Annotated in this window: 10 protein-coding genes; 7 read left to right on the top strand and 3 right to left on the bottom strand. The window is 63.6% G+C overall.

Going from position 1 to position 12,319, the window contains the following annotated elements; all coding sequences use genetic code 11:
* The first annotated feature begins 7 nt into the window (after nucleotides 1–7).
* The 6 genes from INT29_RS12015 to INT29_RS11990 all read left to right on the top strand — a co-directional run bounded on the left by INT29_RS12015 (nucleotide 8) and on the right by INT29_RS11990 (nucleotide 6,304).
* Complete coding sequence (locus INT29_RS12015; protein ID WP_193071761.1) at nucleotides 8–2,317, top strand: prolyl oligopeptidase family serine peptidase; 2,310 nt, start codon at nucleotides 8–10, stop codon at nucleotides 2,315–2,317.
* A gap of 78 nt (nucleotides 2,318–2,395) precedes the next feature.
* A complete protein-coding gene (locus INT29_RS12010; RefSeq protein WP_101574269.1) occupies nucleotides 2,396–3,484 on the top strand; it encodes a biotin/lipoate A/B protein ligase family protein in 1,089 nt (362 codons plus the stop codon).
* A gap of 80 nt (nucleotides 3,485–3,564) precedes the next feature.
* On the top strand, nucleotides 3,565–4,353 hold the full coding sequence (locus tag INT29_RS12005; protein WP_226841909.1) for a peptidase E: 789 nt from the start codon (nucleotides 3,565–3,567) through the stop codon (nucleotides 4,351–4,353).
* Between the two features lie 143 nt (nucleotides 4,354–4,496).
* Nucleotides 4,497–5,282 (top strand): FAD-dependent thymidylate synthase, encoded by a 786-nt coding sequence (gene thyX / locus INT29_RS12000; protein ID WP_101574270.1) that lies wholly within the window; start codon nucleotides 4,497–4,499, stop codon nucleotides 5,280–5,282.
* A gap of 1 nt (nucleotide 5,283) precedes the next feature.
* Nucleotides 5,284–5,862, top strand: a complete 579-nt coding sequence (locus INT29_RS11995) for a maltokinase N-terminal cap-like domain-containing protein (protein ID WP_101574271.1) — start codon at nucleotides 5,284–5,286, stop codon at nucleotides 5,860–5,862.
* A gap of 7 nt (nucleotides 5,863–5,869) precedes the next feature.
* Nucleotides 5,870–6,304 (top strand): HIT family protein, encoded by a 435-nt coding sequence (locus INT29_RS11990; protein ID WP_101574272.1) that lies wholly within the window; start codon nucleotides 5,870–5,872, stop codon nucleotides 6,302–6,304.
* 49 nt (nucleotides 6,305–6,353) lie between these two features.
* On the opposite strand, the gene INT29_RS11985 is transcribed toward INT29_RS11990, so the two are convergent.
* The 3 genes from INT29_RS11985 to INT29_RS11975 all read right to left on the bottom strand — a co-directional run bounded on the left by INT29_RS11985 (nucleotide 6,354) and on the right by INT29_RS11975 (nucleotide 11,285).
* Nucleotides 6,354–7,406 carry a zinc-binding dehydrogenase gene (locus INT29_RS11985; protein WP_193071760.1) on the bottom strand — a complete coding sequence of 351 codons (1,053 nt, stop codon included), beginning with the start codon at nucleotides 7,404–7,406 and terminating at the stop codon, nucleotides 6,354–6,356.
* Between the two features lie 118 nt (nucleotides 7,407–7,524).
* Complete coding sequence (locus tag INT29_RS11980; protein ID WP_319020892.1) at nucleotides 7,525–8,475, bottom strand: 3-methyladenine DNA glycosylase; 951 nt, start codon at nucleotides 8,473–8,475, stop codon at nucleotides 7,525–7,527.
* Complete coding sequence (locus INT29_RS11975; RefSeq protein WP_193071759.1) at nucleotides 8,472–11,285, bottom strand: ATP-dependent RNA helicase; 2,814 nt, start codon at nucleotides 11,283–11,285, stop codon at nucleotides 8,472–8,474. Before INT29_RS11975 ends, INT29_RS11980 begins: the two co-directional genes overlap by 4 nt.
* A 73-nt stretch (nucleotides 11,286–11,358) precedes the next feature.
* Here INT29_RS11975 and INT29_RS11970 point away from each other — a divergent pair, with 73 nt between their 5' ends.
* Nucleotides 11,359–12,165 carry a fumarylacetoacetate hydrolase family protein gene (locus INT29_RS11970; RefSeq protein ID WP_101574276.1) on the top strand — a complete coding sequence of 269 codons (807 nt, stop codon included), beginning with the start codon at nucleotides 11,359–11,361 and terminating at the stop codon, nucleotides 12,163–12,165.
* Nucleotides 12,166–12,319 lie beyond the last annotated feature (154 nt).

The raw sequence follows: 12,319 nt of genomic DNA, 5'->3' as shown, positions 1-12,319 counted from the left end.
TGGTGGCATGCGCAAAGAAGCTCCGGCAGACAACCAGAAGACCGATCCCTCCAGCGGCGCCACCAAGTCGCGGCACGCTGCCCCCATGCCACACGACGAGAACCTGTGGCTGGAAGATATCCACGGTGATGATCAGATCGCGTGGGTCAAGGACCAGAACGCGAAGACCATCGCACGGTTCCAGGACGACCTGTTTGACTCAATCGCCGGTGATATCCGGACCGCACTGGACTCCGAGGGAAAGATCCCGATGGTGGCTAAACGCGGCGATCACTACTTCAACTTCTGGCGTGACTCCACGAATCCGAAAGGCATGTGGAGGCGAACCACCTGGGACAGCTACGTATCCGATTCCCCGGAATGGGAGGTCCTCATCGACCTCGACGCCCTCGCCGCTGCAGAGGAGACACCGTGGGTGTGGGCCGGAGCTTCGGTGCGTCGCTCAGACAACGCCCGCGCCCTCGTCTCCCTGTCACCGGATGGTGGAGATGCCCACCGGGTGCGCGAATTCGATCTGGAGACCCAAACCTTCGTCGACGGTGGCTTCGACCTGCCCTCGGCGAAGACTCGCTTCGCTTGGCTCGATGACGACACGATCATCGTCGCCACCGACACAGGCGAGGACTCTCTGACCACCTCGTCCTATCCGCGCCAGGCACGAGTTCTCACACGCGGACAGGCTATCGCCGATGCTCCGATCGTCGCCGAAGTTCCCCGCGACCATGTCGCCATCTTCGTGGGCAGCGATGTGGACGCCGCAGACCCCGAGTCAACCGACAGAGCGTTTGCCATCGACGCCATCGACTTCTTCAACACGCAACTCAGCTTCATCGACCTCGACGACGTCAAGGACGAATCCGAGGCAGTGCCCACCGACGCCTCGGCGTGGGAGAAGGCCTGGACCGTCGTCGATGTGCCGACCGACGTCGAAGTCGGATTCGAACGGGACATCGTGCTCTTTCGACCCCAATCCGAGTGGAGGCACGAAGACTTTTCGGTTCCTGCCGGTGGCCTGGCCGTGGCTGGCATCGCCGAGGTGAAGGCCGGGACGATTGCACCGACCGTCATCTTCACCCCAGATGAGCACACCGCCCTGCAATCGTGGACCTGGACACGGGACTACTTGATCCTCGAGCTGCTGGCCGATGTGCAGTCACAATTGGTGGTCCTGATTCCGAACGACAACTTCTCCTCATTCTCGCTGCCTGGGGTCCCCGCCAATCACATGGTCGGGCTCGGAGCCGTCGACAAGCACGATGACGCGACCGCTAATGACTATTGGCTGGTCAGCACGGGATTTCTGACTCCCTCGACCCTGTCGTACGGGAGCCTGGAGCCCTCGAACAGCAGTGCAGAATCCAGCACTGCTGGCAGTCCCAGCACCGTTGGAGACTCCAGCGCGCCCGTCGTCATCAAGTCGGCACCGGCACTCTTCCCAAGCGAGGGATTCTCCGTCGAGCAGCACTTCGCTACGAGCGAGGACGGAACGAAGATCCCCTACTTCCAGATCGCCGATAGCGCGTTGGCCCTCGATGGGAGCAACCCGACCCTCCTGGATGGGTACGGCGGATTCGAAGTCAGCCGGACACCGGTGTATTCCCCAGTGATGGGCATCGGATGGCTGGGCCGCACGACGACGGGGGCCTCAAACGATCCTGCCAACCCACAGCCCACCGCTGCAGCCGAGACCCCGATTCCTGCAGGACGTCGCGGGGTGTATGTCCTTGCCAACATCCGCGGGGGTGGAGAATACGGGCCACGGTGGCACACCTCGGCGATGCGAGAGAACCGGATGCGCGCCTATGAGGACTACGCAGCTGTTGCCCGAGACCTCATCGAACGCGGGGTCACATCCGCGCGCAGCCTGGCATGCGCAGGTGGCTCCAACGGTGGGCTGCTGGTGGGAAACATGCTCACACAGCATCCCGAACTCTTCGGTGCGATCTCGTGCGGAGTCCCACTTCTGGACATGCGCCGCTACACCAAACTCAGCGCCGGCTATTCGTGGAAGGCAGAGTACGGTGACCCCGATGTGGCTGAGGACTGGGCGTTCATCCAGAGGTTTTCGCCCTATCATCTGCTCGAAGATGGCACCGACTATCCGCCCGTGCTGTTCTGGACGGCGACCTCCGATGACCGGGTCGGTCCGGTGCAGGCACGCAAGATGGCTGCTCGGATGCAGAATCGTGGGATTGACGACGTCTGGTTCTTCGAAGACACGGAAGGCGGACACTCGGCAGCGTCGGACAACAAGCAGGCGGCTTTCACCCGCGCACTGAGCTACCGATTCCTGTGGACCTCGCTGACCGGGGAGTGAGCTGACCAGGAAGCGAACCGTCCGGGGAGTGAGCAAACTCATAGCTTCTGAGTGGAGCCTGGGCGTAGCGTTGGGAGCATGACGAACGACATGCACGAATCCCAGCGCTTTCACGCCGAGTACAAGGTCATCGGCGGAAAACTCGTGGTCGCCGATGTGGAGACCGATGGAAAGATCATCACCGAGGTCAAGATCTCCGGCGACTTCTTCCTCGAGCCCGAAGAAGCCTACTTCGACCTTGCACCGGCGCTTGTGGGTGCCAGCGTCACCGCGGACAACGCGAATCTGCGCCAGCGTCTCGACGCAGCCCTTGCCGGGTACGGTTCGGAGTTGGCGATGCATGGATTCTCCACCTCGGACATCGCCACAGTCGTCCGACGTGCTCTGGGGTCGGCTGCGAACTTCACCGACTTCGACTGGCAGGTCATTCGCGGCGAGGTTCTGCCCACGCAGGTCAACGTCGCTCTCGATCAGGTGCTGCTGGAAGAGGTGGCGGCGGGGCGTCGGAAACCTACCCTGCGGTTCTGGGAGTGGGACGATACCGCCACGGTCATCGGAGCTTTCCAGTCCTATGTCAATGAACTTCGCCCAGAAGGCGTTGAGAAGTACGGTGTGCAGGTCGTGCGCCGCATCTCCGGCGGGGGAGCGATGTTCATGGAAGGCGGGAACTGCATCACCTATTCGATGTTCGTTCCCCCTGCATTGGTCGCTGGCCTCGACTACGAGGAGTCCTACGTCTTCCTCGACCAGTGGGTGCTGGCAGCGTTGAAGAGCCTCGGCGTCGAAGCCTTCTACAAGCCGATCAACGACATCTCCTCAACCGGCGGCAAGATCGGTGGTGCGGCCCAAAAGAGAATGCGCGACGGCACACTGCTCCACCACGCGACGATGAGCTACGACATCGACGCCGACAAGATGGTGGAAGTTCTGCGCATCGGCGAAGCGAAGATCTCCGACAAGGGAGTATCAAGCGCCAAGAAGCGCGTCGATCCGCTGCGCAGCCAGACCGGTGAGGCCCGCAAGGACATCATCGACGTTATGGCCGATACATTCGCCGACCGCTACGGAGCACACTTCGACGCATTCACCGACGACGAGCTGGAGAAGGCTCACGCTCTCGTCGCTGAGAAGTTCGGGACCGAGAAATGGACGCACCGAGTGCCGTGAGCCAGTCGCCGCGTGAGCACAGCCCAGCGGGTGAGCAAAGCCCAGGGTGGGAATCCCACCCTCGAACGCTGACTGAAGCGTTGGAACAGTCCACGATCGTTGCTCTCGGCGGTGGCGGCTTCTCAATGCCAGAGTCAGGGCAGTCAGCGATCGATGACTACCTGCTCGAGCGCGCATCCCTGGTGCGAGAGGCACGCGAGACAGACATGTGCAGTACAGACACACGTGACACAGACACACGTGGCACCGGAGCACACCATCACCGAGGTGGTGGTGGCGCTTCGCTGCTTCCTCGCGTGTGCTTCGTCCCGACCGCATCGGGGGACAACCCCGACTACATTCAACGCTTCGAAACAGCCTTCGCCGGGCGGGCCGAGACGTCTGTGCTCTCGTTGTTCGGCCAGAGTCCCTGGAACTACGAGGACCCAACGACGCTGCTGGATGTGGACCTCATCTACGTCGGCGGCGGATCCACCGCCAACCTGCTGAGCCTGTGGCGTCGCCACGGCGTCGACGACATCATGGCAGAAGCCGCGGCGGGTGGCACGATCCTGGCCGGCATAAGTGCCGGTGCAAACTGCTGGTTCGAGGCCTCCTCGACAGATTCCTTCGGCCCATTAGCCCCGCTCACCGACGGTCTTGGCTTCATTTCGGGAAGCGTCTGCCCCCACTATCACGGTGAGCCTGGCCGGGCCGAGACCTTCCGAAAATGGATCGGGACCGGCCAACTGCCGGGTCCCGGACTTGCCATCGATGACCATGCCGCGGTCGTCTTCGAAAACCTCGTGGCCACCTCGGTGATGGTGGAATCAGCGGAGGCAAACGCCTACACCGTCGACTCTCGAAGCGACACACGCCTCGAACTCTGAGGATCAATCTGCCCGGATCATTCGGCGTCCGCCGCAAGCAGCAGACGCCGCTGCAAACAATAGTGGCGGACCATCGACCATCGTTGGGCCTCGTGTCTGTAGGATTGGGAATCAATCAAGCCATACCCTGCACAAGGAGAGCCATGCGCCAGGTCGAACCGTCCGTAGAACTGCTCGCAAAACCCAGCATCGACTGGGAATCGATGAGGACATACCTCGACGAGGTGGGCGGAACTAGCTGGGCGGAACGTGTCGAAGACGCCGATTCTCCCGACGCCGAGGATATCGTCGAGTTCTCCGGACGCATGTGCTACCGCTCGTGGGAGCCGGGACTGAACCCGAACGTGTCCCGCGTGCGCACCGACTCGGCGCAGTACCTGGGCAACGTCATCGCCTCCCAGCACGGGTCGGTCCTCGAACACGCGAACTTCACCTTCGTGCTGCACAATGTGTCCCGAGTGCTCACCCACGAACTCATCCGCCACCGCGCGGGATCGGCGTTCTCGCAGGAATCCCTGCGCTACGTGCGCCTGGCCGACATTCCGTTCTGGTTCCCCGAATGGGCACGCGAAGACTCGGAGCTCATGGAACGCTCTCTCAAGGTCCTCGACACCCTCGAAGAACACCAGAAATGGATGGCAGAGCACTTCGAACTCGACGAAGCCAGCACCAAGTTCTCCCATAAGAAGCACATGACCTCGTTCATGCGCCGCTTCGCACCCGAGGGGCTGGCCACCGGCATCGTCTACACCGCAAACCTGCGCTCCCTGCGTCACGTCATCGAGATGCGCACCGCCAAGGGTGCCGAGGAAGAGATTCGTCTCGTGTTCAACAAGATCGGTGAGGCCATGCTCCAAGAGGCCCCAGCGGTCTTCTCCGACTATGAAGTGGTCGACGGGGAATGGATCCCCGGGACCCGGAAGGCATGACATGGCTGATATCTACAACGCTGAACTGAAACCAGGAAAACTCGACGTCATCTCCGCATGGCTGAGCCAGCAGTCGTGGGCAGCCGGGGCCGATGTGGCCCCGGAGTCGCTGGAATCGATCAGCTCCTACCGGTTTGATGATCCAGCCGGTGAAGTGGGCGCCGAGATTCATATCGTCGCCGCCGGTGATCGCGTCTTCCAGGTGCCACTGACCTATCGCGGTGCAGAGCTGGCTGGTGCCGACAAGCACCTGATCTCGACCATGGAGCATTCCGTTCTCGGCAAGCGCTGGGTCTACGCCGGCATGGGCGACCCGCACTTCAGGCAGCGTCTCGACCATGCGATCGCCACTGCTGGAACGTCGGCCAAACAATACAAAGTCGACGATGAGGGCAACCGCGGTGAAGAGATCACCGACGTGGCTCATGCCTGGGGCACAGGACCGTTGGCCGGTGCCGAAGACGTTCAGATGCTGTATGAACTCAACCTCGACTCTCCCGCTGAAGGTTCCGATGCGGGACTCCTCCTGGGCCGCTGGTCGGGCCAGGAAGCTGCGGTCGTCCTTGCCGTGATGGTGTGATGAGCCGATGAGTCATGATTGCCTGTTCTGCTCGATCATTGCAGGTGACGTCCCGAGTGCGAAGGTCGCTGAGACTCAGTCGACCTTCGCATTCATGGACATTCAGCCGGGCTCCGACGGGCATCTGCTCGTCGTCCCGAAGAGTCACAGCACCGACCTGCGCGACATCCCATCCGCCGACCTCGCCGAGGTGGCTATCGAGTCACAACGCATCGCCAAGCAGGTCTTCGATGCCTGGGATGCCGACGGGGTCAACCTGCTCAACTGCTGTGGTGAAGATGCCTGGCAGACGGTCTTCCATTTCCACATGCATGTCATCCCGCGTTACCGCGACAAGGGCAAGGACCGGCTCAGACTGCCGTTCGAACCCGGTGTTCTTGGCGAGGCTGAATTGATTGAGGGCCTGGCTGGGACGATGCGCTCGGCACTGCAGGAGAGCTGACACAGAGGCACGAGCCCGAGTTCAGGTGTTCATTGGTTCAGGCCTGAATTCACCGGCTCAGGTCGATGATCGTCATTCCCGATCCTGTGTTCGACCGCAGCGCCTCCATCGCGGCAGGAGCCTCTGCAAGGCCGATGACATTGGTGACCAGGTCCTGCGGTCGCAGTTTGCCCTCGATGACGAGATCGAGCATCTCCGGGTATTCTGCAGCGGCCATCCCATGGGAACCGAGGACGCTGAGCTCGAGACCGATGACGCGTCCCAGATCGACGACCGGTGACGTGGCCAGCAGACCGATCTGCACATGGCGTCCCAAGGGCGCCAGCGAAGCGACCCCGGCAGCGATCGTGTCCTCTCGACCCAGGGCATCCACGCTCACGGCCACACCGTCGGGGCACTCATCCGAGAACTGTGCGACCACCTCGGCGGACAGGGTCTCGGGACTCTTGCCAGAGGCGTTGATCGTGTGCGCGGCACCGTGCTCTCGGGCTCGATCGAGGGCAGCATCGCTGACGTCGATCGCAATGACCTGAGCGCCGATGGCGCGCGCGATCATGATGGCAGACAGGCCGACTCCGCCGCAGCCGAAGACGGCGACGGTCTCACCCGCGTGCAGCTTCGCCCGTACCCGCAGTCCGTGGAAGGCGGTGGCGAACCGGCAGCCGAGCCCCACCGTCGCCGAGGCAGGAAGATCGTCGGGGACCGCAATGAGGTTGGCATCGGCGTTGTGGATGACCACCTCATCGGCCCAAGATCCGAAGTGGGTGAACCCGGGTTGGGTCTGGTCCGGGCAGACCTGCGCACTGCCGCTCACACACCACCGGCAGCGACTGCAGCCGCACACGAATGGCACGGTCACACGCTGACCAATACGGAAATCCGTGACCTCGGGCCCCGCCAAGGCGATGCGACCAACCAGCTCATGTCCGGGAACATGGGGCAGGGTGATCGTCGAGTCGTGGCCTGACCAGGCGTGATGGTCGCTGCGGCAGACTCCGGTGGCTTCGACGTCGATGACGACGCCGGAGGCGGGAGCGGAGGGTGACTCGATGTCTCTCAGCTGAGGGAGGACAGAGAACTCTTCATAGACGATTGCGCGCACACGCTGATCCTATGCAGGCTGGTCCCGGCATCACAGCCTGGTCCGCACTGTGTGCACTCGGATGGTCCCAGCACGAACATGGTCCCAGTGCGAACATGGTCCGCCGTTCGGATGAGCCCTACTTGGCGTGAACTCCGACGTAGGCCAGAGCATCGAGCAGCCTCTGCCGCAGAGCCTGTGCCCGTGCGGAGAAGACTCGTTGGCGGTCCATGTATTCTGCCTTGCCCGCGGCGGTTTCGATGGCGACGACACCGTAGCCCCAGTCACGCAGATCGTAGGGGGAGGCCTCCATGTCGAGGGTGCGGATGTCCAATGTCAGGTCAAAGCAGTCGACGACGAGGTCAGAGGGTGCGATAGGTCCGATCTTCATCGCCCACTTGTACAGGTCCATTCCCGCGTGCAGACAGCCCGGCTGTTCATTGGCGACCATGGACTCGCGTGTGGGCTGAAGCGTGTTGCGGGGCCGAGCGGGTTCGGTGAAGAAGCGGAACGCGTCGTGGTGCGAGCACTGGATCCGGTGGCTTTCGACGACGGCGTCGGTGGCCGCATGACTCAAGCGCAGAGGCACCTGCTGGTGGCGACGCTGCTCCTCGGTGAGCTTGTAGACCATCGCCCATTCGTGGATGCCGAAGCACCCGAAGTTCGCTTCCCGGCGCAGGGTCGATTGCAGCAGTGAGGCGATGAACTTCGCCCCATCGCCACGGTCGTCCAACCAGGACTCGACATCCACCTCGGCGATGGTGCCGGCGTGACTTCTCGTGTACCAGCGCCGGTCGAAATAGGTCTGGTCTGCTTCATCAGCCAATTCGAGCTGCACGCCGGGGCCAGGATTCCACTTGGCCAACTGACCCGCTTTGAACGGATAGTAGGTGAACAGGAAATCTTCTACCGGGTGCTTCTCGCCCTTGAGACGGCGGGCAATGTGAGCATCGGTGCGCTCCGCGATCTTCGTAGCGTGGTCATCTCGCAGCGCCCGCCACCTGGGTGCGCTCATCGCAGCACCGGCAGCAGCACAAGCAGCACTGAGAGAGTCGGTGCTGTCGGCAGTCAGGGAGGCGGTAGACGTCACCGCTTCATTGTCCCAGACTGCTTGGTCCCGCGCACCGGGGGAGCCGTGAGCGGATCCTCGGGCCAGGAATGCTTCGGATACCGGCCGCGGTTCTCGGCTCTGACGTGGGAGTACGCATTGGCCCAGAAGGAAGCGAGGTCGCTGGTGACCGCAAGCGGTCGGCGAGCGGGGGACAGGAGGTGGATGACCACAGGGGCCCGGCCTTCACATACGCTCGGTGCCCTCTGCCATCCGAAGCACTCCTGGAGTTTGACGGCGAGAACGGGCCCCGGTTCGGACTCGGAATCCGAATCCATGAGGTCGGGATCGGGGTAGTCGAGGCGAATGCGTGAACCGCTGGGCACCTCGATACTCACCGGCACCAGCTCCTCGAGGCGTGCTGCCTGCGGCCAGGGCAGAAGCGTTCGCAGCGCAGAGACCAGATCGACCCTGCTCGGATCCGCCCCACGTGCGATCCGGTCCAGAGCGGCCGGGCACCACTCGGTCAGCGTCTGCGACAGCCGTGACCAGCGCACATCCGGCCACGGGGCACCATAGACGGCGTGCAGCAGCCCCAGCCGGGAACGCAGCTCCTCGAACGCTTCGCTGGGTCGCAGAATCTCCCGAGCGCCACGCTCACGCACCGACCGTGCGATCGCGAAACGGGCCAGATCTGTACTCGCCTTGATCGGTGTGGCAGTGAGTTCGATGCCGCCGAGGCGGGTCCGGCGCACCGCACGCACCTTCCCCTGCTCGAAGGTCGCCGTCTCCTCTGTCGCCAGCAGCCCGGCACCTGCAAGTTCAGCGGTGTCCTCATCGATGACAGCAGCGGCCCTGATCACAGCGCGCCCACCCGAGAGGCCGACATCGGAGATCGCCAACCAGGGACTGCCCTGCAAAGACGAGTTCCGGGGCAGGGACGCGGCGGTTCCCGAGGCCAGCAGGTATTCCGACGCTGAGGAACTGCGCAGCCGTGCGATCTGGAGGGGGTGGGCGAGTGCAACCACGAGCCCCAGGTCATCGGGGCGCAGGGAACCACCCCGACCCGCACCTCGCCCCGTGCCTCGATCCTCACCCTGGCTTGTGGGTTCGGCGGCGAGTGAATCATGTGTGGTGGAGCTCTGAGGGCCTGAGAATTCCGCGGCCAGTCCGGCGAAGCGTTTCACATCTTGGGTGAAACGACGGTCCTTGCTTCTCCGCAGCTCGCGCAGGGTGGCCACGAGATCGGCGCCCGGGGCACGCTGCTCGGACTCGATGACGGCGATCGCCTCGGCCGCAGCCCCAGGTGACAGCATGGCGGCTCCATCGAAGAGACCGCGAGCCGACCACACTGAGGCTGGAATCCGGGCGATGGCCCGCCCCAGCTCGGTCACGGTCGTTGAGGCAGTCTCGTATGACCCTTCCTCAGCACTCGTCCCGTCCTCGGACTCGGTGAGCTCGAGCGCGCCCAACGCCACGAGATTCTCGACGGCCAGGCGGTGTGGGCCCTCGGGCATCGGCTCCGGCAGCAGCGCAGTGTTACCACCCCACACGGCGACGGTCAGGACCGCCGAGGTGAGATCTGAGGTCGCAATCTCCGCAGGCGTATGCTCGGGCAGGCTCGCCCAATCCGATTCGGAGAGGCACCGATAGGCCGTGCCCGGGCCCAGCCGCGAGGCACGACCGGCACGCTGTGTCCCAGAGGCCTTCGACTCACGGGTCGTGACCAGGCCCGACATGCCACGGCGAGTGTCCAACCGTGGACCCCTGGCCAGTCCCGAGTCGATGACGATGCTCACCCCGGGAACCGTCAGGGCCGACTCCGCGACCGAGGTCGACACGATCACGCGACGCTGACCAACCTCGGCGGGATGAGGTCGCAGAATTGCGTCCTGGTCCTTGGCCGGAGTGCGTCCGAGCAGGGTGTGAACCTCGGTCCCGGAACCAGCAGGAAGGGATCGAGTAATTCGGGCGGCGATCTCCTCGACTTCACGGGCGCCGGGAGCGAAGACGAGCACGTCCCCGTCCGTGTGCGTCGACAATGCTTCGATGCTCGTGCGGGCCACGTGATCGAGGAAGTCCCAGGTCACCCCGCGTGCATCTAAGGGTCGTTGCTTCGCCGGGGCCCACCTGACGTCGAGGGAGTGGATTTTCGCAGCAACCGAGAGCAGTGCGGCAGGTTCGTCGCCACCATCAGTAGAGACTCCGTCGGCACCGTCTCCGGAGCCCAAGCGGCGCGCCCACATCTGGGCGTCAAGGGTTGCCGACATCACGACGAGGCCGAGGTCCTCACGCAGATCGATGAGTTCGCGGCACAGGGCGAAGGTCAGATCGGTGTCGAGCTGCCGTTCGTGGACCTCATCGAGGATGACCGCTGAGACACCTGCCAGCTCGGGATCACGCAGCAGCCGGTTCAGCAGCACTCCCGTGGTCATGAACTCGATCCTCGTGCGCGCCGAGGTCCGTGATTCGCCGCGGACTGTGAAGCCGATGTCCTCGCCGAGGCGGGTCCGGGTCAGCGTCGCCAGCCGCCTGGCCGCTGCCCGAGCCGCCATGCGCCGCGGCTGGGTGACGATGATTCGCCCCTGGGCGGGCGGAGAATCAGCAGAATGTCCGAACTGCGACTCATCTCGGTTCCCAGACACGGTCCCGGTCAGGTGTTCGGCCAGGCGTCCGGCCAGATGTTCGGCAATGAGCGGCGGCACCAGGGTGGTCTTGCCGGTTCCGGGCGGGGCCTCGACGACGAGGCGCGGAAACCTGCCGACGAGGGTGTTCGCCAGCTGGTCGATGAGCGCGGCGGCGGGCAGTCCCACGGCAATGGTCTGCAGATCGAACGGACGAGAATCGGGCATGCCTCAAGTGTCTCAGCCCGAGCGCAGAAAGCCCGTGTGTCAGCGGCCCAGCCGACTGACTAGACTGGGGCACATGCGTATTGCCAGATTTGTGCACCAGGATGAACCCAAATACGGAGTCGTCGAAGGCGACGTGCCGCAGATTGAGGACGGCACGTGGGACACGTCCGGCCTCAGCCTCGCCGTTCTCGACCAGGACCCGTTCTTCGCTCCGGCCCAGTCAACGGGCGAAAGGCTGAAATTCGACGACGTTCGTCTCGTCAGCCCGATCCTGCCGCGGTCGAAGGTCATCGGCGTCGGACGCAACTTCGCCGACCACGCCGCCGAGCTCGGCAATGAGGTGCCCGTCAGCCCGCTGACCTTCTTCAAGCCCAACACCTCGGTGATCGGGCCCGGCGATCCGATCCGTCTTCCCGCCATCAGCGAATATGTATCCTATGAGGCCGAACTGGCCGTCATCATCGGCCGCGTCGCCAAGGGTGTGAAGGCCGAGAACGCCTTCGACCATGTCCTCGGCTACACCAGCGGCAACGACGTGACCATGCGCGACATTCAGAAGTCTGACAATCAGTGGTCACGGGCGAAGGGCTTCGACACCTCCTGCCCGTTGGGTCCCTGGATCGAAACGGAACTCGACGTCGACAATCTCGGCATCCGCTCATGGGTCGATGGGGAGCTGAAGCAGGACGGCAACACCGCAGACTTCATCTTCGACATCCCGACCCTCATCGAGCACCTGTCGGAGACCATCACACTGCTGCCCGGTGACGTCATCCTCACCGGCACTCCCGCCGGCGTGGGCCAGATCGTGTCCGGCAACCGGGTCGACATCGCCATCGACGGACTCGGAGTCCTCACCAATATGGTCATGGACGCCTGAGACCAGCACCGCGCACGACCAGCACCGCGTCACACCGCCACGTCACACCGCTACACAACTCGCAGCACTCAAGACTCGCAGCCAAGAGACCGAAGGATCATAGTGAGCGTCAAAGTTCGTTTCTGCCCATCACCCACCGGCACCCCGCACGTCG

This window comes from Brevibacterium sp. FME37 (assembly GCF_014897485.1).
GTDB lineage: Bacteria > Actinomycetota > Actinomycetes > Actinomycetales > Brevibacteriaceae > Brevibacterium.
The sequence above is the reverse complement of the archived record's forward strand: the minus strand, read 5'-3'. Positions and strand labels throughout refer to the sequence as shown.

Excerpts from the sequence above, each read along its gene's own strand:
- INT29_RS12015 (WP_193071761.1), top strand. The coding sequence starts at position 8 with ATGCGCAAAGAAGCTCCGGCAGACAACCAGAAGACCGATCCCTCCAGC.
- INT29_RS12010 (WP_101574269.1), top strand. The coding sequence starts at position 2,396 with ATGACGAACGACATGCACGAATCCCAGCGCTTTCACGCCGAGTACAAG.
- thyX (WP_101574270.1), top strand. The coding sequence starts at position 4,497 with ATGCGCCAGGTCGAACCGTCCGTAGAACTGCTCGCAAAACCCAGCATC.
- INT29_RS11995 (WP_101574271.1), top strand. The coding sequence starts at position 5,284 with ATGGCTGATATCTACAACGCTGAACTGAAACCAGGAAAACTCGACGTC.
- INT29_RS11990 (WP_101574272.1), top strand. The coding sequence starts at position 5,870 with ATGAGTCATGATTGCCTGTTCTGCTCGATCATTGCAGGTGACGTCCCG.
- INT29_RS11975 (WP_193071759.1), bottom strand. The coding sequence starts at position 11,285 with ATGCCCGATTCTCGTCCGTTCGATCTGCAGACCATTGCCGTGGGACTG.
- INT29_RS11970 (WP_101574276.1), top strand. The coding sequence starts at position 11,359 with ATGCGTATTGCCAGATTTGTGCACCAGGATGAACCCAAATACGGAGTC.